The organism is Serratia bockelmannii (assembly GCF_008011855.1).
Taxonomy (GTDB): Bacteria; Pseudomonadota; Gammaproteobacteria; order Enterobacterales; family Enterobacteriaceae; genus Serratia; species Serratia bockelmannii.
The window spans coordinates 432869-453414 of sequence record NZ_VOUX01000002.1 but is presented as its reverse complement, the minus strand read 5'-3'; the positions used below and the strand labels follow the sequence as shown (position 1 = coordinate 453414).

The window sequence follows — 20546 nt, the reverse complement described above, 5'->3', positions numbered from 1 at the left end:
AGGGCCGCATTTGCGGCCTTTTTTACGCCCATAAAAAAGCCCTCGCGAGCGAGGGCAACGGGGTTCGTCGGATAGGACGACGAGAGGGTCTCTGGGAAATCGGCGTTTGCGTCAGAACTCGGCAGTGGCAGTGACGAGGGTAATCAGCTCTGCAAAGCCGTTCCCAGAGTTGTTATTTGTAAATCTCGGCGGTGGCGTGGTAGTTGCCTTCGTTACGCGCTTCGATCACGCGGTAGGCGGTCGCGCCTTTAGCGTCGGCTTTCTCCGACAGCGCCTGGCGAATGTCGGTCGGTGCGCCGTCGATACCGCTGACGGTAATGGTGCCGATAGATTGCAGATTGGCGGTCTGATCGTTAGTCACCAACTGGGCGGCAGATGCGCCGAAGGAGATGACGGACAGCAGACCGAGTGCAGCAAGAGTAGTTTTCATGTTCATGATAGCGATCCTTGGTCATAACAGCCTGGAAGGGCTTGGCAGCGATTTTTATTCTTGAAGGCCGTTATGACAGCGTTTGATTCCAGAGATGTATTGCCCGTTGCCGGGTAATGTCGTTACTTATTTGTAGATTTCAGCGGTCGCGTGGAAGTTGCCGTCGTTGCGCGCTTCGATCACGCGGTAAGCGGTCGCCCCTTTGGCGTCAGCTTTGTCAGACAGTGCCTGGCGAATGTCGGAAGGCGCAGCGGCGACGCCACTCACGGTGATCACACCGGCGGGTTGCAGTTGTGCGGCCTGGGTTGCATCAACAGATTGTGCTGCGAATGCACCAAATGAAAGCATGGACAGAACGCTCAGGGTTGCAACGGTAGCTTTAATTTTCATCATCTCACCTCATCGTATTCTTTTATCAGTTCCAACGAACTGTGATTCAGTTCACGAAAATGAGTATACAGCTAGTAACGCGAAAAATTAATAGTTCGCTAACAGTTGCTAGTGAAACTTTAACCTTATGATCCTTATTTTTTATAACTGCAAGGAATAAAAAACGCTCATAAAACGATCTTTTGATGTTAAATTTATGTAATTTCAATAAGGTAAGTGCTTTTAACCAAAAGTGCGGAAGATCACAGTGGGTACTGCTGGTTACATGGCGATGTCATGGAAATGTGTTGTTGCGGGATAAAAAAGCAGTGTTAAACGCGGTTAAAGGCCGGGGAGGTAACGCGAGGGTTAAAGAAGCGCTAACAAAATGCGGAAGGTAGCCGCACTTTGTTAGCGCCAGGTTTCACAGCTCTTGCTCAAACACGCCCAGGATCGCTTCATGCAGCTTCTGAGCGGTAAAGCCGCTGGACGGGGTGACGAAAATGGTATCGTCGCCGGCAATCGTGCCGAGGATGCCCTGGGATTTACCCAGTGAGTCGAGCAGGCGGGCGATCAGCTGCGCGGCGCCCGGGCTGGTATGGATCACCACGACGGCGTCGTTATGGTCGACGTCCAGCACCAGATTCTTCAACGGGCTGGTGGTGGTCGGCACGCCGAGTTCGGCAGGAAGGCAATACACCATTTCCATTTTGGCATTGCGCGTACGTACCGCGCCGAACTTGGTCAGCATGCGCGATACTTTGGATTGGTTAATGTTTTCGAAGCCTTCTTCTTGCAGCGCCAAAACGATCTCGCCTTGAGAACTGAATTTTTCTTCTTTCAATAACGCTTTGAACGTCTTGATCAGATCTTCCTGTTTTGCGGGATTACGCATTTTGCACCGTGGAATGTTGATAGTGGAAGTCATGATTATGCATATAGATGAATTTTTATGCAACAAAGGCCGCCCCAAAGAAAATAAAAAAGACCGGGCGGCGAGGAAAGGGCGGCATTTTAACAAAATCCGGCCGCGATGAATATGCCCTTTTGACGACGGAAAATCGGCCTACGGTGGTAAATAAAATGTTATTAAAATGATGTTGTTCTGATGTTGCGTAAGGGTGTAATGTAACGGCCGGTTAACTTGCTCGTGAATAACCTCGCACTATTTTTGATTAGTGTGCGCTATGCCCTTCATGCGCAAGCGATTTAATCTAAAATGGGCGCGACAGCGGCCGTTTTATTACACCTGCAGGCAAGAATTGGCTAATTTATTGTTTTAAAAGGTGTAATGACTCAAGGTCCGTAACCAACACATTCACGGCGCTTTATATATTTAAGATAATAAAGGAGTATAGGATGAAAGTTGCAGTTCTCGGTGCTGCTGGCGGTATCGGCCAGGCCCTCGCCCTTCTACTCAAAACCCAGCTTCCTTCAGGTTCTGAACTCTCTCTCTACGACATTGCCCCCGTTACCCCAGGCGTTGCCGTCGACTTAAGCCACATCCCAACCGCAGTTAAAATTAAAGGCTTCAGCGGCGAAGACGCGACCCCGGCTCTGCACGGTGCGGACGTGGTGCTGATTTCCGCCGGCGTGGCCCGTAAGCCAGGCATGGATCGCTCTGATCTGTTCAACGTTAACGCCGGCATCGTGCGTAACCTGATTGAGCAAGTGGCGAAAACCTGCCCGAAAGCCTGCATCGGCATCATCACCAACCCGGTTAACACCACGGTCGCCATCGCGGCGGAAGTGCTGAAAAAAGCCGGCGTTTACGACAAGAACAAACTGTTCGGCGTGACTTCGCTGGATATCATCCGTTCCAACACCTTCGTGGCCGAGCTGAAAGGCAAGCAGCCGGAAGAGCTGAACGTGCCGGTTATCGGCGGCCACTCTGGCGTGACCATTCTGCCTCTGCTGTCGCAGATCCCTGGTGTGAGCTTCACCGATCAGGAAGTGGCGGATCTGACCAAACGCATTCAGAACGCCGGTACCGAAGTGGTAGAAGCCAAAGCCGGCGGCGGGTCTGCAACGCTGTCCATGGGCCAGGCGGCCGCACGTTTCGGTCTGTCTCTGGTGCGTGCGCTGCAGGGCGAAAAAGGCGTTGTGGAATGCGCTTACGTTGAAGGCGACGGCAAATACGCTCGCTTCTTCGCGCAGCCGCTGGTGCTGGGCAAGAACGGCGTTGAAGAGCGTAAAGATATCGGCACCCTGAGCGCCTTCGAGCAGAAAGCGCTGAACGAGATGCTGGACGTGCTGCACAAAGATATCGAACTGGGCGAGAAGTTCATCAATAACTGATCGATACCGAGAGTCAGCCGATAAACGCCGCCGGACGCTGTTCCGGCGGTTTTTTTTTGTTCCGCGTTCACGACTTGATGCGTGCTTTGCGATCCAGCAGGCAATCGCTGTGCGGATCGTAATAACGGCTTGGCCAGATCTCCGATGGGTGAATGCCTATCGCTTCGGCGATCAGCCATTCCCCCTTCGGCCACGGGCGCGACAGCGCATTGGCCAGCGTCGATGAGCTCAATCCGGCCTTGCGCGATACCGCCGCCAGCGTGGTGCCCTGCTTGCGTAGCGCCGCGATGATATCTGCCGGGTGCCAATCTGGGTTCCTTGAATTCATGTTTACATTCCTTTTCTGATTAGCCAAAGTTGCGTTAGTGGTATAACTAACGAGTCAAAGTTAAGCGTTTGAACAACGTGAAACGTTTATTCGGAAACCAGAATACCATTAAATTTCCTAAAAAATACCCAGGTAATTTCCAAAAATGACGTTACCCACTATTGCCCAGAGATGATGGCCATGAAAAACGAGTGGTTTGCCGCCAAGGAACTGACAGGCATCGCAGGATTACCCTCCTCACCACAGGGAATCAATTTGATGGCCCGGCGCGAAGGCTGGATCAGCCGCAGGCGTAAAGGCGTGCAGGGAAAAGCGTTGGAATACCATATCGATAGCCTGCCTTCAGGTGTGCGTAACCTGCTGGTGCTGAAGGAAGACGGGGCGGCCTATGACGTAGAACGCCAGGATCCGTTGGCGGTCTGGATCGAGTATTACTACCATTTGACGGAGAGCGAGCGCGAGAAAATGGTGGCTTTCCTGATGCGGGAAGGGATTGGCGGCCTGCTGGCGCGTATCGACGAAGAGAGCAATACCTAAGCAGGCCCGCGTACGCGGGCCTGATGAGTGTATTGCGAAATCACGATTTCTTAAAAATCGCGTTGCACCGCTAAATGGGCCAGGCCTTCCAGCGCCGTGCGGTGCTCCGATGCCGGCAACACCTGCAGCGCGGCGATCGCCTTGTCGGCCTCTTCCTCGGCGCGTTGGCGGGTGTATTCCAGCGAACCGCATTGCTGCATCGCCTGCAGTACCGGCTCCAACAAATGACGGCCGTTGCCTTGCTCAATTGCGCCACGGATCATGTCACGCTGGGCGTCGTCGCCGTTGTGCATCGCGTGCAGCAGCGGCAGGGTCGGCTTCCCTTCGTTCAGATCGTCGCCGGTGTTTTTGCCCAGGGTGCTGCCGTCGGCGCTGTAGTCGAGCAGATCGTCGATCAGCTGGAAAGCGGTGCCGAGGTAGCGGCCATAATCTTGCAGCGCCTTCTCTTGTTCGGCGCTGGCGCCGGACAGGATCGCCGACGATTGCGCCGCCGCCTCAAACAGACGGGCGGTTTTGCTGTAGATCACCCGCATATAGCTTTCTTCGCTGATGTCGGGATCGTGCACATTCATCAACTGCAGCACTTCGCCTTCGGCGATGACGTTGACCGCCTCCGACATCAGCGCCAGCACGCGCAGGGATTCCAGGCTGGTCATCATCTGGAAGGCGCGGGTATAGATAAAGTCGCCGACCAGCACGCTGGCGGCGTTGCCGAACGCCGCGTTGGCGGTGGCTTTGCCGCGGCGCATGTCCGATTCGTCGACGACGTCGTCATGCAGCAGCGTGGCGGTATGAATGAATTCGATCAGGGCGGCGACGGTGACGTGCTTGTTGCCTTCATAGCCCAACGCCCGCGCCGCCAGGACGGCGATCATCGGCCGGATGCGCTTACCGCCACCGCTGATAATGTAATAGCCAAGCTGATTGATGAGCGTGACATCGGAATTCAGCTGTTCGAGAATTGTTGCGTTCACGGCCGCCATATCTTGCGCGGTTAACTCGGTAATTTGCTCTAGGTTCATTGTGTTTTTTTCAGCTGTGTTTCTCTTCACCGCGTTGAGATCGCTGCTCACATCGGTACATGGCGGTAACTGTCCCTATGATTGTACTTGAAAAACGGTTCAGATAAACGCCACGAAAGAAACTGCGCTTTTTTTCTTCTTTTTTCTTGTTCTGGTCTTATTCTGCTCTTGTCATACGCTGCTTTTTTGCGTAGAATTCGCGCCCTATTGTGAATATTTATAGCGCGCTCTGAACTAACACAGTCGGGCACGCGGAAAGCGGAGTTTTATATGTACGCGGTTTTCCAAAGTGGTGGTAAACAACACCGAGTAAGCGAAGGTCAGACCGTTCGCTTGGAAAAGCTGGACATCGCAACTGGTGAAGCGGTTGAGTTTGACCAGATTCTGATGATCGCTAATGGCGAAGATATCAAAATCGGCGTTCCTTTCGTCGATGGCGGCAAGATCAAAGCTGAAGTTGTTGCTCACGGTCGTGGCGAGAAAATTAAAATTGTTAAGTTTCGTCGTCGTAAACACCACCGTAAGCAGCAGGGCCACCGTCAGTGGTTCACTGACGTTAAAATCACCGGCATCAGCGCTTAAGTTAGGAGAGCGGATTAATGGCACACAAAAAGGCTGGCGGCTCGACTCGTAACGGTCGCGATTCAGAAGCTAAACGTCTGGGCGTAAAACGCTTTGGCGGCGAAGCAGTACTGGCAGGCAGCATCATCGTTCGTCAGCGCGGCACCAAATTCCACGCTGGTACCAACGTGGGTTGCGGCAAAGACCACACTCTGTTTGCTTTGAAAGACGGTAAAGTCAAATTCGAAGTTAAAGGCCCGAGCAATCGTAAATTCATCAGCATCGAAGCTGAATAATTTTTCGAGCCTTACGAAATAGATGTAAGCCCCGCAATTCGTTGCGGGGCTTTTTACATTTATGGGTTGCCTGAGGGCAGGCCCGTCAGCGTTGGCGAAGGTGATATGGATACGAAGCAGCAGGTCGGCGTTGGCATTTCTCTGGCGTTAACCACGGCGGTTTGCTGGGGCGCGTTGCCGATCGCGATGAAAGAAGTGTTGGTCGTGATGGAGCCGTTTACCGTTGTCTGGTATCGCTTTACCATGGCCGCCATCGGTTTGGGCGTGATCCTCGCGGTACGCGGCAAGCTGCCGCGGCTGACGATGTTCCGCCAGCCGCGTTGGCTGCTGCTGTTGGCGATCGCGACGGCGGGGCTGCTAGGCAACTTTGTGTTCTTCAGCTCCTCGCTGCAATACCTGAGCCCGACGGCGTCGCAGGTGATTGGCCAGCTGTCGCCGGTGGGCATGATGTTCGCCAGCGTGCTGATTTTAAAAGAACGTATGCGCATCACCCAGGTTATTGGCGCCCTGATGCTGATTTGCGGACTGATGCTGTTTTTCAACGTCAGTTTGATAGAGATCTTCACCCGGCTGACGGACTACACGCTGGGCGTTATGCTGGGCGTGTGCGCGGCGATGGTTTGGGTGAGCTACGGCGTGGCGCAGAAGGTGTTGCTGCGCCGACTGGCTTCGCCGCAGATCCTGGTTATGTTGTACACTTTATGTGCGATAGCGTTGTTCCCTCTGGCCAAACCCGAGGTGATTTTCCAGCTGAGCGGCTGGCAATTGGCGTGTCTGCTATTTTGCGGCGCCAACACGCTGATCGGTTACGGCGCGTTGGCGGAAGCGATGGCGCGCTGGCAGGCGGCGCAGGTGAGCGCGTTGGTGACGCTGACCCCGCTGTTTACCCTGCTGTTTTCAGATTTATTGGCGCTGGCCTGGCCCCAGGCATTCGCTGCGCCGACGCTGAACATCGTCGGCTATGTGGGTGCGTTTGTGGTTGTGGCGGGCGCCATGTTTTCCGCAATTGGTCACCGGTGGTGGCCGCGACGGGCAGAACCCCCCCTGGTTGCTCCTTTGAAGCAGCCCGGTGAATGATTTACGGAGACGGTAAATGAAGTTTGTAGATGAAGCAGCGATTCTGGTCGTTGCAGGCGACGGCGGCAACGGGTGCGTCAGCTTCCGCCGCGAAAAATATATCCCGAACGGTGGGCCTGACGGCGGTGACGGCGGTGACGGCGGCGACGTTTACCTGCTGGCGGATGAGAACCTCAACACCCTGATCGACTACCGCTTTGAGAAGTCTTTCCGCGCCGAGCGCGGCCAGAATGGCCAGAGCCGCGACTGTACCGGCAAACGCGGTAAAGACGTCATCATCAAGGTGCCGGTCGGCACGCGCGTGAAGGATCAGGGCACCGGCGAGATCCTCGGCGACATGACGCGTCACGAGCAGAAGCTGATGGTCGCCAAAGGCGGCTGGCACGGTCTGGGCAACACCCGTTTCAAATCTTCGGTCAACCGCGCGCCGCGTCAGAAGACGCTGGGTACCGCGGGCGAAGCGCGTGACCTGTTGCTGGAGCTGTTGCTGCTGGCCGATGTGGGCATGCTGGGGCTGCCGAACGCCGGTAAATCGACCTTCATCCGCGCGGTGTCTGCTGCCAAACCTAAGGTGGCCGATTATCCGTTCACCACGCTGGTACCGAGCCTGGGCGTGGTGCGTATGGACCACGAGCAGAGCTTTGTGGTTGCCGACATTCCGGGGTTGATCGAGGGGGCCTCCGAAGGGGCGGGCCTGGGTATTCGCTTCCTGAAACACCTGGAGCGTTGCCGCGTGCTGCTGCACCTGGTGGACATCGCGCCGATCGACGAAACCGATCCGGTGGAAAACGCCAAAGTGATCATCAACGAGTTGAACCAATACAGCGAAAATCTGGCGCAGAAGCCGCGGTGGCTGGTGTTCAACAAAATTGATGTGATTGGTGAGGAAGAAGCCGCCGAACGCGCCAAAGCGATTGTGGAAGGCATGGGTTGGGAAGGGAAGTACTACATGATCTCCGCCGCCAACCGCGAAGGCGTCAACGCGCTGTGCTGGGACGTGATGAACTTCATCAACACTCAGCCGAAAGCGATGGCGATTGAAGAAAGCGCGCCGGAAAAAGTCGAATTCATGTGGGATGACTACCACCGCGAGCAAATCGCGGAGGTGGAAGCCGAAGCGGAAGATGACTGGGATGACGACTGGGACGAAGACGACGACGAAGGCGTCGAAATCATTTACCAGAAGTAATTCGGTGATAAAGGGCTCAGCAACGCTGGGCCCTTGTTATTTGAGCGCCTTTTCCGGCAACCAGCACTGGGCGTTCAGGCCGCGCGCATCGCGGCGGTTTTCCAGCGTCAATCGCCCCTGGTGCAGTTGCGCGATGCGGATCACGATATTCAGGCCCAGTCCGCTGCCGCCGTAGCGTTGATCCATGCGGCGAAACGCCTGCGTCAGCTCCCCAACCATCTCTTCCTTGATACCCGGGCCATCGTCGATGACCTGCAGCAGATAGCCGCTGTCTTGCGGCGTTAATCGCACCTGCATCGCGCCGCCTTCCGGGCCGTAACGGTGGGCATTTTCGACCAGGTTGCGCAGCAGCAACCGCAGCAGCACCGGATCGCCGTTCACCGCGGCGACGGCCGGCAATTGCCAATCCAGCGTCTGTCCGCGTTGGGCGGTCATTTCGTCGAGTTCTTCGCGCAGCGGTTGGATCACATCGGCCACCCAATCGAAATGCTGATAATGGCCGCTGGCGAAGTCTTGCCCGGCGCGCGACAGCATCAGCAACTGCTCGACGGTGTGCATCAGTTGATCGATGCGGGCGATCAGCGCCTGGCTGCCCTTGACGCCCTGTTTTTCCATCAGTTCCAGGTGCAGGCGGATGCCGGCCAGCGGCGTGCGCAGCTCGTGGGCGGCGTCGGCAGTGAACAGGCGTTCCTGTTGAATGGTGTTATCCAGCCGTGAGAACAGCTGATTGAGTGCATTGGTGACCGCTACCATTTCCTGGCTGTCGCTGGTGATTGGCAGCGGCGTCAGGTTATCGGCAGAGCGCTTTTCCAGCCGCTGCTGCAATTGGTTTAGCGGGCGGATGATCCAGCTGATGGCCCAAAACGACGCCAGCAGCGTGACGACCATCATGATCAGCGAAGGCGCCAGCAGCGACGCGATGGCCTCGGCGATCTCGGTATCGACGCGCTCGGTACGCACTTTGGCGGACAGGGTTTCATCCACCAGGAAACTGATCTGCTCCTGGCTTTCGTGCCACAGCCAGAAGGCGCTGATGAGTTGTGTGACCAGCAGGATCAGCGCTAGCATCAGCAGCAGGCGGCGGCGCATGCTGATCATGACGAGGGTTCCAGGCGATAGCCGATGCCGCGCACGGTGCGGATGCGATCCTTGCCCAGTTTGCGGCGCAGGTTGTGGATGTGCACCTCCAGCGTGTTGGAACCCAGGTCGTCCTGCCAGGTGTAGAGATCCTGCTGCAGGAGTTCACGATTGACCGTCTGCCCGGCACGCATGATAAGACGCGCCAGAATGGCAAACTCTTTCGGCGTAACCTCCACCGGCTGTTGCTGCAGGTAGACCTGCTGGCTGGAGAGGTTCAACTGCAGGTCATCCACCTGCATCAGATTGTCGCTGTGGCCCTGGTAGCGCCGCAGAAGGGCCCGCACGCGCGCCTGCAGCTCAACCAGCGCGAAGGGTTTGACCAGGTAGTCATCGGCGCCGGCATCCAGCCCGTCGACGCGATCTTCCAGGGCATCACGGGCGGTCAGGATCAGCACCGGCAGATCGATCTGCTGGCGGCGCCACTGCCGCAGCAGTGCGGCGCCGTCCATGTCCGGCAGACCGAGATCCAGGATCACCATGCTGTATTGGCTGGTGATGAGCAGGCTGTTGGCCTCCGCCGCCGTGGCGGCGCAGTCGCAGACGTAACCTTCGCCGGTCAGCGCCAGTGCCAGCCCCTGTTGCAACAGTTCATCATCCTCAACGACCAGCAGCTTCATGACGATCCTCAGTTGTTTTGGTAAATGTCCCGATACAGGCGGCTTTCGAAGCGCACCAGCGGCGCGCGGCGCTGTTTCTGATCTTCTGGCGGCACGGCGTAGCCGGAGAGATACTGCACGAAGGCCATGCGCTGGCCGCTGGCGGTCGTGATGAAGCCCGCCAGGTTGTAGACGCCCTGCAGTGCACCGGTCTTGGCCGACACTTTGCCGTCGACGCCGGCTTCGTGCAGGCCGCCGCGGTAGCGCAGGGTGCCATCATAGCCGGACAGCGGCAGCATCGAGATGAAGTTCAGCTCGTTGTCGTGCTGAGCGATGTACTGCAGCGCCTGCATCATAGTCGCCGGCGCCAGCAGGTTGTGGCGCGACAGGCCGGAACCGTCGGCGATAATGGTATTGCCCAGATCGATGCCGGCCTTCTGGCGCAGCACCTGCCGCACTGCATCGGAGCCCGCTCGCCAGGTGCCCGGTACGCCGAAGCGCTCGTGGCCGATGGTGCGGAAGACGGTATCGGCGATCATGTTGTCCGATTTCTTCAGCATGATCTTCAACAGATCGTGCAGCGGCGCCGACTGAGTTTGCGCGATCACCGTGCCGGTGATGCCGGGACGCGTCTGGCGTTTCAAGTGCCCGTCGATCTGGATACCGGCCTGGGTCAGTTCGTCTTTCAGGATTGCGCCCGCATAGCTGGCGCCGTCCTGGATGGCGAAGGCCAGCGGCAGCGGTTCGCTGCGTTGCGTCAGGCAGCCGGTCAGGGTAAAGCGGTTCAGTTCGCCCGGCACCACGTCCAGCTCGCAGTACTGCGCGTCTGCTGAGCCGCGCGCCAGGGTGCGCACCTGGCTAAACATATTGACTGGATAATAGGAGGCGACGCGGATAAACGCCATGTCGCCCGGATTCGGCGCGCTGTACAGCGAGACCGAGAAACAGTTGCGATCGACGATGGCGGCGGCCGGCGGCGCGCTGAAGCACTGCGTCAGATCGTTCCACGGCCAGCCGGGCGCCTTGTCATGGCTGGCGAAGACCGAGGTATCGACCAGCACGTCGCCGCTGATTTGGCGCACGCCCTGTTTCTTCAGGACGGCCACCATATTGCGCAGGCTCTGGCGCTTGAAGGTCGGATCGCCGCTGAAGCGGGCGATCAGGTTGCCGCGCAGCACGCCATCGCGGATATCGCCCTGGCTCTCCAGCGTGGTGGTGAAACGGTAATCGGGCCCGAGTTGCAGCAAGGCCGCCAGCGCGGTCAGCACTTTTTGGGTACTGGCCGGCAGCGCCATCTGCTGAGAGTGATAATCGATCGTCGGCGCGCCGGCACCGATTTTCTGAACGACCAGGGCAAGGTTGGCCCCATCAGGCAGATATTGTGTGTACTCTTCAACCGGGGCCGCATTCGCATTCAGAACAAATGCGCAAGCCAATGCACTGACAATTCGTGAAAAACGCATAATCTCGGGATAACAGCTGGATAACGTGCCGTCATACTACGGTGCAATCAGGGAAAAAGTAAACGATGACCCTCAAGGAACTCTAGGCTAAAATGCGTATCAAAATGCAAAACCAATCTTGGCTTGGGCCTCGTTCCGAGTCAGGTTTCTTTTGTTTGTCGCCTGGAGGCGGGTGGCGGTATGCCAACCGTGTTTTCATACGAATACGTCAGGATGACGGTTATTTGAACAGGAAAGATTTAGAGGTATTTATACGATGAACCAAATTCCGATGACCTTGTTTGGCGCTGAAAAACTGCGCGAAGAGCTCGAATATCTGAAAAGCGTGCGCCGCCCGAAAATCATTGCGGATATCGCTGACGCCCGTGAGCACGGCGATTTGAAAGAGAATGCCGAGTACCATGCCGCCCGTGAACAGCAGGGTTTCTGCGAAGGCCGCATTCAGGAGATCGAAGCCAAGCTGTCCAATGCTCAGGTGATCGATATCACCAAGATGCCGAACACCGGCCGGGTGATCTTCGGCGCCACCGTATCGGTGATGAATCTGGACAGTGAAGAAGAAGTGACTTACCGCATCGTTGGCGACGATGAGGCCGATTTCAAGAAAAATCTGATTTCGGTAAACTCGCCGATGGCGCGCGGCCTGATCGGCAAAGAGCAAGACGACGTGGTGGTGATCAAAACCCCCGGCGGCGACGTGGAATACGAGATCCTGAAGGTCGAGTATCTCTGATCGAGGCCGTTGGTCATTAATGCGCCAACGTTTTGTAAAGATAGGAAAAAGGCCGCAAGCGGCCTTTTATCTTCGTCAGGCGCATGGCACCTTTTCGTTAACCTGATGGTTATTAACGCGGTAGACTGATCTTGCGCTCTTTCGACGGGCGGTAAAGAATAAGCGTACTGCCGATAACTTGCACATTGCAGGCGCCCGTTTCACGCACGATAGCGTCGGCGATCAGGGTTTTGGTTTCGCGATCTTCAGCGGCGATTTTTACCTTGATCAGCTCATGATGCTCCAGAGCCTGTTCAATTTCAGCCAGCACCCCTTCGGTAAGACCGTTATTGCCCAGCATTACCACCGGTTTTAACGGATGCGCCAGGCCTTTCAGGTGCTGTTTTTGTTTATTATTCAGATTCATTGTCTTTTTTGCTTAAGTTGGGATTGAAAACGGTACATTCTACCGCCATCTCATGTATATCACCAAATCGGTCTTCACCGGTGTGAGTCTACGTGAGCAGCGACCCTGACATAAGACTCTTTTTATGATAGTTGGAAAACGAGATGGCTAATAAAAAGCGTTCGGCTAGCTCCAGTCGCTGGTTACAAGAACACTTTAGCGATAAATATGTGCAGCAGGCGCAGAAAAAGGGACTGCGTTCCCGTGCCTGGTTTAAACTTGATGAAATACAGCAGAGCGACAAACTGTTCAAACCGGGAATGACCGTGGTTGATCTGGGCGCCGCACCGGGCGGCTGGTCGCAGTATGTGGTCACCCAAATCGGCGGTACCGGGCGCATCATCGCCTGTGATATTTTGCCAATGGATCCTATCGTTGGCGTCGATTTCCTTCAGGGCGATTTTCGTGATGAACTGGTGCTGAAGGCGCTGTTGGAACGAGTAGGCGAGAGTAAGGTTCAGGTGGTCATGTCCGATATGGCCCCGAATATGAGTGGCACCCCGGCGGTCGATATTCCAAGGTCGATGTATCTGGTGGAGTTGGCGCTGGATATGTGTCGTGATGTCCTCGCACCAGGCGGAAGTTTCCTGGTGAAGGTGTTCCAGGGAGATGGCTTTGACGAGTACCTACGGGAAATTCGCTCCCTGTTTACGAAGGTTAAGATTCGTAAGCCAGACGCTTCCCGCGCCCGTTCGCGCGAAGTGTACATTGTAGCGACAGGGCGCAAACTGTAGTACCCTAACGCTGTTTGTTAACACAGTTGTAAGATGAGGTTAATCCCTTGAGTGACATGGCGAAAAACCTAATTCTCTGGTTAGTCATCGCGGTAGTGTTGATGTCTGTATTCCAGAGCTTTGGGCCCAGCGAGTCGAATGGCCGTAGGGTGGATTACTCTACCTTCATGTCCGAACTGACCCAGGACCAGGTTCGCGAAGCGCGAATCAACGGACGTGAAATTAACGTTACCAAGAAAGACAGTAACAAATACACGACCTACATCCCTGTCAACGATCCTAAGTTGCTGGATACGTTGTTAACGAAGAATGTGAAAGTTGTCGGCGAGCCGCCTGAAGAGCCGAGCCTGCTGGCTTCTATCTTTATCTCTTGGTTCCCGATGCTGTTGCTGATCGGGGTCTGGATCTTCTTTATGCGGCAAATGCAGGGCGGCGGCGGCAAGGGCGCGATGTCCTTCGGCAAGAGCAAGGCCCGCATGCTGACGGAAGACCAGATCAAGACCACTTTCGCCGATGTCGCCGGTTGTGACGAAGCGAAAGAAGAGGTGAGCGAACTGGTGGAATACCTGCGCGAACCGAGCCGTTTCCAGAAGCTGGGCGGCAAGATCCCGAAAGGCGTGCTGATGGTTGGCCCGCCGGGGACCGGTAAAACGCTGTTGGCGAAAGCGATCGCCGGCGAAGCGAAGGTACCGTTCTTCACCATTTCCGGTTCCGACTTCGTCGAAATGTTCGTCGGCGTGGGTGCATCCCGCGTGCGCGACATGTTCGAACAAGCGAAGAAAGCCGCGCCGTGCATCATCTTCATCGATGAAATCGACGCCGTCGGTCGCCAGCGTGGCGCCGGCCTGGGTGGCGGTCACGATGAGCGCGAGCAGACCCTGAACCAGATGCTGGTTGAGATGGACGGTTTTGAAGGCAACGAGGGCATCATCGTCATCGCGGCCACCAACCGTCCGGACGTGCTTGACCCTGCGCTGCTGCGCCCGGGCCGCTTCGACCGTCAGGTCGTGGTCGGGCTGCCGGATGTGCGTGGCCGTGAGCAGATCCTGAAGGTGCACATGCGCCGCGTGCCGTTGGCTGCCGACATCGACGCCTCCGTCATTGCGCGCGGTACGCCGGGCTTCTCCGGTGCCGACCTGGCCAACCTGGTCAACGAAGCGGCGCTGTTCGCCGCCCGCGGCAACAAGCGCGTGGTGTCGATGGTGGAGTTTGAAAAAGCCAAAGACAAGATCATGATGGGTGCGGAACGTCGCTCCATGGTGATGACCGAAGCGCAGAAAGAGTCGACCGCGTATCACGAAGCGGGCCACGCCATCATTGGCCGCCTGGTTCCTGAACACGATCCGGTACACAAGGTCACCATCATTCCTCGTGGTCGGGCGCTCGGTGTGACCTTCTTCCTGCCGGAAGGGGATGCGATCAGCGCCAGCCGTCAGAAGCTGGAGAGCCAAATCTCCACCCTGTACGGCGGTCGTCTGGCGGAAGAGATCATCTACGGGCCGGAAAAAGTCTCTACCGGTGCGTCGAACGACATTAAAGTGGCGACCTCCATTGCCCGCAACATGGTGACCCAATGGGGCTTCTCCGAGAAGCTGGGGCCGCTGTTGTATGCGGAAGAAGAGGGTGAAGTGTTCCTGGGCCGTTCCGTGGCCAAGGCGAAGCACATGTCGGATGAAACCGCGCGTATCATCGACCAGGAAGTGAAGTCGCTGATCGAACGTAACTACACGCGTGCTCGTTCGCTGTTGATGGAAAATATGGACATCCTGCATTCGATGAAGGATGCGCTGATGAAGTATGAAACTATCGATGCGCCGCAGATCGACGATCTGATGAACCGCAAAGACGTGCGTCCGCCGGCGGGCTGGGACGATGCGAACAAAGGCAACAGCTCCGACAACGGTGGCACTCCGAAAGCCCCGACGCCGGTAGATGAGCCGCGCACCCCAACGCCGGGCAACACCATGTCCGAACAGCTCGACAAGTAACAGCGGCTGTGTAATAACATCAAACCCCGGTACGCCGGGGTTTTTTTTTGCCCGGCGGGCAGTGAACCAGGCAACAGTAAGGTGGACCAACCATGCAGTTAACCGTGCGCGACATGACGCTCAACCTCTCCTATCCGCAGGTGATGGGTATCCTCAATGTGACGCCAGATTCGTTTTCCGACGGCGGCCGTCACAACACCCTGAACCAGGCGCTGCTCCACGCGCATGCGCTGATTTCGGCCGGTGCCACGATGATCGATATCGGCGGCGAATCGACAAGGCCGGGGGCAGCTGAGGTGAGTGAAGAGGAAGAATTGGAACGGGTCGTGCCGGTGGTGGAAGCGCTGGCGCAGCGCTTCGAAGTCTTTATCTCGGTCGATACCTCGAAAGCGGGCGTGATCCGCGAATCGGCGCATGCAGGCGCACATCTGATTAACGACATTCGTTCGCTGCAGGAGCCGGGTGCCCTGGCGGCGGCGGCGGAAAGCGGTCTGCCGGTCTGTCTGATGCATATGCAAGGGCAGCCGCGCACCATGCAGCAGGCGCCGCATTACGATGACCTGATTACCGATGTTCAGGCGTTTTTCGAGCATCATATTCAGCGCTGTAACGAGGCGGGGATAACAAATCAGAAATTGCTGCTCGACCCAGGCTTCGGTTTCGGTAAAAATTTGGCGCACAACTATCAGCTTCTGGCACGGTTGTCGGAGTTTCATCGTTTCGGTTTGCCGCTATTGGTCGGCATGTCGCGTAAATCGATGATTGGGCAACTGCTGAACGTGCCGCCGGATCAACGGGTTATCGGCAGCGTGGCCTGCGCGGTGATCGCGGCGATGCAGGGTGCGCAGATTGTCAGAGTGCATGACGTTAAAGAAACCGTCGAGGCGATGCGTGTCGTCGAGGCAACACTTTCAGCTAAGGGACAGTAGAGACATGAGCGAGCGCAAATATTTTGGCACCGACGGCATCCGTGGCAAGGTCGGGGACAGCCCCATCACGCCGGACTTCGTGCTGAAGCTGGGCTGGGCGGCCGGTAAAGTGCTGGCGCGTCACGGTTCCCGCAAGATCATCATCGGTAAGGATACGCGCATCTCCGGCTATATGCTGGAGTCCGCTCTGGAAGCCGGTCTGGCGGCCGCTGGATTGTCCGCCTCCTTCACCGGGCCGATGCCCACGCCGGCGGTGGCCTACCTGACGCGTACCTTCCGTGCCGAAGCAGGCATTGTCATTTCCGCGTCGCATAACCCGTTCTATGACAACGGTATCAAGTTCTTCTCAATCGACGGCGCCAAACTGCCGGACAACGTCGAAGAGGCAATTGAAGCCGAGATGGAAAAACCGCTGACCTGCGTGGAGTCCGCCGAGCTGGGTAAAGCCAGCCGTATCATCGACGCCGCCGGCCGTTACATCGAATTCTGCAAAGGTACCTTCCCGAGCGAGCTGAGCCTGAAGGGGCTGAAAATCGTGGTCGACTGCGCCAACGGGGCGACTTACCACATTGCGCCGAGCGTGCTGCGCGAACTGGGCGCCACGGTGATCGCCATCGGTGTTGAGCCGGACGGTATGAATATCAACGAAAAATGCGGTGCTACCGACGTGCGTCAGCTGCAAGAGCGCGTGCTGCAGGAAAAAGCGCACGTTGGCCTGGCGTTTGACGGCGACGGCGACCGCGTGATGATGGTGGATCACCTCGGCAACAAGGTGGATGGCGATCAGATCCTGTACATCATCGCCCGCGAAGGCCTGCGTCAGGGGCAGCTGCGCGGCGGCGCGGTCGGTACCCTGATGAGTAATATGGGGCTGGAGCTGGCGCTGAAACAGCTGGGTATTCCGTTCGCTCGCGCCAAAGTGGGCGACCGTTACGTGCTGGAGAAACTGCAGGAACTGGGCTGGCGCATCGGTGCGGAAAACTCCGGCCATGTGATCCTGCTGGACAAAACCACCACCGGCGACGGCATCGTGGCCGGGCTGCAGGTGCTGACTGCCATGGTGCGCAACCACATGAGCCTGCATGACCTGTGCAGCGGCATGAAGCTGCTGCCGCAGATCCTGGTCAACGTCCGCTTCGCCGGCGAGCATAATCCGCTGGAGTCTGAAGCGGTGCGTAAGGTCACCGAGCAGGTGGAAACCGAGCTGGCCGGCCGTGGCCGGGTGCTGCTGCGTAAATCGGGCACCGAGCCGCTGATCCGCGTGATGGTGGAAGGCGAGGACGAGCAGCAGGTGACCGCGCTGGCGCATCGCATCGCCGATGCGGTGAAATCCGCAGGTTAAAACAGACAGTTAGCCATCGGGCTTGGCATCGCTGAGCCCGAATAGATGATTGTTGGCGTTTTTTTCCGCAAACGCGCCGGCGGCAGCAAATTGCCCTTGCGCGGGTTGGCGGCTTTGGTTAGTATTCACACCCGCTTCAGTAGGCAGTTTGTAAAAACGCCTGCTTGATGAGTGTGAAGCATTTGGCATGCGGTGAGGCCGCAAGGATACGGGTACTACTATGTACGAAGCTCTTCTAGTAATTTTCCTGCTGATCTCAATCGGGCTGGTTGCTCTGATTATGCTACAGCAAGGTAAAGGCGCTGATATGGGAGCCTCTTTCGGAGCAGGTGCATCAGGCACATTGTTCGGTTCGAGTGGTTCCGGTAACTTTATGACCCGCATGACTGCTGTGCTGGCGACGCTGTTCTTCGTCATCAGCCTGATTCTGGGCAACCTCAGCAGCAACCAAAGCAAGAAAGGCAGTGAGTGGGAAAACCTGGGTCAGCCAGTGAAAACTGAGCAGACGACCGCGCCGGCAGCACCAGCTAAGCCGAGCAGCGACATCCCGCAGTAAGCCGCAAAAAGTTTGTAAACGGTGGTTGTGAACTCGAAGGAACAACGGCCGTTAGCAGTAAGAATCAGTACCGAGGTGGTGGAATTGGTAGACACGCTACCTTGAGGTGGTAGTGCCCTAACGGGCTTGTGGGTTCGAGTCCCATCCTCGGTACCAAATCCCAGAGATAACTTGCAATTTTGCGATTATCGGCGTAGTATTTGCCACGTTTTCGGACGCGGGGTGGAGCAGCCTGGTAGCTCGTCGGGCTCATAACCCGAAGGTCGTCGGTTCAAATCCGGCCCCCGCAACCACTTTCCTTTAAGTGTTTATTTTCAAATACACTTTTCGATTGAAATCCGCTTTTCTCGATCAACATTTGAAAATGACACTTGCTCGAAAGTTGTACCGAGGCCGCCTAGCGGCAAACAGGGTCCAGTTGCATAAAGCCCCGATTTTTCGGGGTTTTTTGTTATTTGGCAACAGAATCACTGGGCTATTTAGCCCTTTTTTTATGTCTTGGGGGTGGGCTTGTCCACATTAGAGCAACAGTTAACAGAGATGCTTTCGGCACCCGTAGAAGCGTTGGGCTTTGAGCTTGTAGGCATCGAATTCATTCGTGCGCGCCAATCGACGCTCCGCATCTATATTGATAGTGATAACGGCATCAATGTTGATGATTGCGCTGATGTCAGCCACCAGGTCAGCGCTGTATTGGACGTCGAAGATCCAATCACGGTCGCTTACAACTTGGAAGTCTCCTCTCCTGGCCTTGATCGCCCGATGTTCACCGCAGAACACTATACGCGTTACCTCGGTGAAGAAGTCAGCCTGGTCCTGCGCATGGCGGTACAGAACCGTCGCAAGTGGCAGGGTATTATCAAGTCTGTCGAAGGCGAGATGATCACGGTTACTGTGGAAGGGAAAGATGAAGTGTTCGCGCTGAGCAACATCCAGAAAGCGAACCTGGTACCCCACTTTTAAAGTTTGGAAGAGGCAACTAGGATGAACAAAGAGATTCTGGCTGTTGTTGAAGCAGTTTCCAATGAAAAATCCCTTCCGCGCGAGAAGATTTTCGAAGCGCTGGAAACTGCATTAGCCACCGCAACCAAGAAAAAATACGAGCAGGAAATCGACGTGCGCGTCAGCATTGACCGTAGAACCGGCGATTTCGACACCTTCCGCCGTTGGGTCGCCGTAGACGAAGTGACTCAGCCGACGCGTGAAATCACGCTGGAAGCCGCTCAGTTTGAAGATCCGAGCATCGAGCTCGGCGGCTACGTCGAAGATCAGATCGAATCCGTGACCTTCGACCGCATCACCACCCAAACCGCCAAGCAGGTTATCGTGCAGAAAGTACGTGAAGCCGAGCGTGCGATGGTGGTCGACGCTTTCCGTGAACACGAAGGTGAGATCGTCACCGGCGTGGTGAAGAAAGTGAACCGTGACAGCATCGCGCTGGATCTGGGCAACAACGCCGAAGCGGTCATTGGCCGTGAAGACATGCTGCCGCGCGAAAACTTCCGTCCGGGCGACCGCATTCGCGGCGTATTGTATGCCGTACGTCCCGAAGCTCGCGGCGCGCAGCTGTTCGTCAGCCGTTCCAGCTCGGAAATGCTGAAAGAACTGTTCCGCATCGAAGTGCCGGAAATCGGCGAAGAAGTGATCGAAATTAAAGCGGCAGCCCGCGATCCAGGCTCTCGCGCGAAAATTGCAGTGAAAACCAACGACAAGCGCATCGACCCGGTCGGCGCCTGCGTAGGTATGCGCGGTGCGCGCGTTCAGGCCGTGTCGAGCGAGCTCGGCGGCGAACGCATCGACATCATCCTGTGGGATGATAACCCCGCGCAATTCGTCATCAACGCCATGGCGCCGGCCGACGTCGCGTCGATCGTGGTAGACGAAGATAACTGCACCATGGATATCGCCGTTGAAGCCAGCAACCTGGCACAGGCGATCGGCCGTAACGGCCAAAACGTGCGTTTGGCTTCCCAGCTGCTGAAACAACACCGCGGCGACGATCGTTGGGAACTGAACGTGATGACGGCGGACGATCTGCAGGCCAAGCACCAGGCCGAGGCTCATGCCGCTATTGATACCTTCACCAAGTATCTTGATATCGACGAAGATTTCGCCACCGTACTGGTTGAAGAAGGCTTCTCCACGCTGGAAGAGCTGGCCTACGTGCCGATCAAAGAGCTGTTGGAAATCGACGGTCTGGATGAAGATACGGTTGAAGCATTGCGCGAACGCGCCAAAGCTGCATTGACCACGCTGGCCCTGGCACAAGAAGAAAGCCTGGGCGACAACAAACCGGCCGACGATTTGCTCAACCTGCCGGGTCTTGAGCGCAGCATGGCCTTTAAACTGGCCGCGCGTGGGGTTTGTACGCTGGAAGATCTTGCCGAGCAGGGTGTTGACGATCTGGCTGATATTGAAGGGCTTAGCGATGAGCAAGCCGGTGAGCTGATCATGGCTGCACGCAATATCTGTTGGTTTGGCGACAACGCGTAATAACTGTAGCAGGAAGGAAC

At 56.5% G+C, this 20546-nt stretch carries 23 protein-coding genes and 2 tRNA genes; 16 read left to right on the top strand and 9 right to left on the bottom strand.

The genetic code is table 11. The features are described 5' to 3' along the window. Positions 1-172: 172 nt before the first annotated feature. From yhcN (FOT55_RS04210) to argR, 3 genes are all read right to left on the bottom strand, one after another. The gene (gene yhcN, locus FOT55_RS04210) at positions 173-436 is read right to left on the bottom strand and encodes a peroxide/acid stress response protein YhcN (protein ID WP_025305042.1); all 264 of its coding nucleotides are present in this window, start codon (positions 434-436) and stop codon (positions 173-175) included. Positions 437-556: 120 nt separating this feature from the next. Continuing rightward, positions 557-820 carry a peroxide/acid stress response protein YhcN gene (yhcN, locus tag FOT55_RS04205; protein ID WP_025305043.1) on the bottom strand — a complete coding sequence of 88 codons (264 nt, stop codon included), beginning with the start codon at positions 818-820 and terminating at the stop codon, positions 557-559. Positions 821-1223: 403 nt separating this feature from the next. Then, positions 1224-1694 (bottom strand): transcriptional regulator ArgR, encoded by a 471-nt coding sequence (gene argR, locus FOT55_RS04200; RefSeq protein ID WP_016929335.1) that lies wholly within the window; start codon positions 1692-1694, stop codon positions 1224-1226. 464 nt (positions 1695-2158) lie between these two features. On the opposite strand from argR, the gene mdh reads away from it, so the two are divergent. Continuing rightward, positions 2159-3097 carry a malate dehydrogenase gene (gene mdh, locus FOT55_RS04195; RefSeq protein ID WP_004933569.1) on the top strand — a complete coding sequence of 313 codons (939 nt, stop codon included), beginning with the start codon at positions 2159-2161 and terminating at the stop codon, positions 3095-3097. Positions 3098-3164: 67 nt separating this feature from the next. Here the strand turns inward: mdh and FOT55_RS04190 are convergent, their stop codons facing one another. Beyond that, positions 3165-3425 carry a helix-turn-helix domain-containing protein gene (locus tag FOT55_RS04190; RefSeq protein WP_004933567.1) on the bottom strand — a complete coding sequence of 87 codons (261 nt, stop codon included), beginning with the start codon at positions 3423-3425 and terminating at the stop codon, positions 3165-3167. A gap of 180 nt (positions 3426-3605) precedes the next feature. Between FOT55_RS04190 and FOT55_RS04185 the strand changes: the two genes are divergently transcribed. Next, positions 3606-3962, top strand: a complete 357-nt coding sequence (locus FOT55_RS04185) for a DNA-binding protein (RefSeq protein WP_025305044.1) — start codon at positions 3606-3608, stop codon at positions 3960-3962. Positions 3963-4012: 50 nt separating this feature from the next. Here FOT55_RS04185 and ispB read toward each other — a convergent pair whose 3' ends face one another. Next, positions 4013-4984, bottom strand: a complete 972-nt coding sequence (ispB, locus tag FOT55_RS04180) for an octaprenyl diphosphate synthase (protein ID WP_025305045.1) — start codon at positions 4982-4984, stop codon at positions 4013-4015. A gap of 270 nt (positions 4985-5254) precedes the next feature. Between ispB and rplU the strand changes: the two genes are divergently transcribed. The 4 genes from rplU (at position 5255) to cgtA (ending at position 8107) form a co-directional block, all read left to right on the top strand. Beyond that, positions 5255-5566, top strand: coding sequence for a 50S ribosomal protein L21 (rplU, locus tag FOT55_RS04175; protein ID WP_004933561.1), 312 nt, complete (start codon positions 5255-5257; stop codon positions 5564-5566). A gap of 17 nt (positions 5567-5583) precedes the next feature. After that, positions 5584-5841: a 50S ribosomal protein L27 gene (rpmA, locus tag FOT55_RS04170; protein WP_004933559.1), complete on the top strand. Its 258-nt coding sequence runs from the start codon at positions 5584-5586 to the stop codon at positions 5839-5841. A 105-nt stretch (positions 5842-5946) separates the two neighbouring features. Beyond that, positions 5947-6918 carry a DMT family transporter gene (locus tag FOT55_RS04165; protein ID WP_043139276.1) on the top strand — a complete coding sequence of 324 codons (972 nt, stop codon included), beginning with the start codon at positions 5947-5949 and terminating at the stop codon, positions 6916-6918. Positions 6919-6934: 16 nt separating this feature from the next. Continuing rightward, positions 6935-8107, top strand: coding sequence for an Obg family GTPase CgtA (gene cgtA, locus FOT55_RS04160; protein ID WP_025305047.1), 1173 nt, complete (start codon positions 6935-6937; stop codon positions 8105-8107). A gap of 36 nt (positions 8108-8143) precedes the next feature. Here cgtA and pmrB read toward each other — a convergent pair whose 3' ends face one another. The 3 genes from pmrB to dacB are packed head-to-tail and all read right to left on the bottom strand — an operon-like array spanning position 8144 to position 11306. Beyond that, complete coding sequence (pmrB, locus tag FOT55_RS04155) at positions 8144-9205, bottom strand: two-component system sensor histidine kinase PmrB (RefSeq protein ID WP_147823152.1); 1062 nt, start codon at positions 9203-9205, stop codon at positions 8144-8146. After that, on the bottom strand, positions 9202-9864 hold the full coding sequence (gene pmrA / locus FOT55_RS04150) for a two-component system response regulator PmrA (protein WP_019453348.1): 663 nt from the start codon (positions 9862-9864) through the stop codon (positions 9202-9204). The genes pmrB and pmrA overlap by 4 nt, the downstream gene beginning before the upstream one ends. An 8-nt stretch (positions 9865-9872) precedes the next feature. Next, positions 9873-11306: a serine-type D-Ala-D-Ala carboxypeptidase gene (dacB, locus tag FOT55_RS04145; RefSeq protein WP_025305050.1), complete on the bottom strand. Its 1434-nt coding sequence runs from the start codon at positions 11304-11306 to the stop codon at positions 9873-9875. Between the two features lie 256 nt (positions 11307-11562). On the opposite strand from dacB, the gene greA reads away from it, so the two are divergent. Then, a complete protein-coding gene (gene greA, locus FOT55_RS04140) occupies positions 11563-12039 on the top strand; it encodes a transcription elongation factor GreA (protein ID WP_025305051.1) in 477 nt (158 codons plus the stop codon). A 112-nt stretch (positions 12040-12151) separates the two neighbouring features. On the opposite strand, the gene yhbY is transcribed toward greA, so the two are convergent. Further along, positions 12152-12445: a ribosome assembly RNA-binding protein YhbY gene (yhbY, locus tag FOT55_RS04135; protein WP_004933536.1), complete on the bottom strand. Its 294-nt coding sequence runs from the start codon at positions 12443-12445 to the stop codon at positions 12152-12154. 143 nt (positions 12446-12588) lie between these two features. On the opposite strand from yhbY, the gene rlmE reads away from it, so the two are divergent. The 9 genes from rlmE to nusA all read left to right on the top strand — a co-directional run bounded on the left by rlmE (position 12589) and on the right by nusA (position 20526). Then, on the top strand, positions 12589-13218 hold the full coding sequence (gene rlmE, locus FOT55_RS04130) for a 23S rRNA (uridine(2552)-2'-O)-methyltransferase RlmE (protein ID WP_004933533.1): 630 nt from the start codon (positions 12589-12591) through the stop codon (positions 13216-13218). 56 nt (positions 13219-13274) lie between these two features. Next, complete coding sequence (ftsH, locus tag FOT55_RS04125) at positions 13275-15206, top strand: ATP-dependent zinc metalloprotease FtsH (protein WP_004933529.1); 1932 nt, start codon at positions 13275-13277, stop codon at positions 15204-15206. Positions 15207-15298: 92 nt separating this feature from the next. Then, entirely contained in the window at positions 15299-16135 is an 837-nt protein-coding gene (folP, locus tag FOT55_RS04120) for a dihydropteroate synthase (protein ID WP_025305052.1), read from the top strand. Positions 16136-16139: 4 nt separating this feature from the next. Beyond that, positions 16140-17477, top strand: coding sequence for a phosphoglucosamine mutase (gene glmM / locus FOT55_RS04115; protein WP_025305053.1), 1338 nt, complete (start codon positions 16140-16142; stop codon positions 17475-17477). Between the two features lie 220 nt (positions 17478-17697). Beyond that, complete coding sequence (secG, locus tag FOT55_RS04110; protein WP_004933519.1) at positions 17698-18033, top strand: preprotein translocase subunit SecG; 336 nt, start codon at positions 17698-17700, stop codon at positions 18031-18033. 69 nt (positions 18034-18102) lie between these two features. Next, positions 18103-18189, top strand: a tRNA-Leu gene (locus FOT55_RS04105). 60 nt (positions 18190-18249) lie between these two features. After that, positions 18250-18326, top strand: a tRNA-Met gene (locus FOT55_RS04100). A 217-nt stretch (positions 18327-18543) separates the two neighbouring features. Continuing rightward, on the top strand, positions 18544-18996 hold the full coding sequence (gene rimP, locus FOT55_RS04095) for a ribosome maturation factor RimP (protein WP_004933515.1): 453 nt from the start codon (positions 18544-18546) through the stop codon (positions 18994-18996). A 21-nt stretch (positions 18997-19017) separates the two neighbouring features. Continuing rightward, positions 19018-20526: a transcription termination factor NusA gene (gene nusA, locus FOT55_RS04090; protein WP_019453340.1), complete on the top strand. Its 1509-nt coding sequence runs from the start codon at positions 19018-19020 to the stop codon at positions 20524-20526. Positions 20527-20546: the final 20 nt, after the last annotated feature.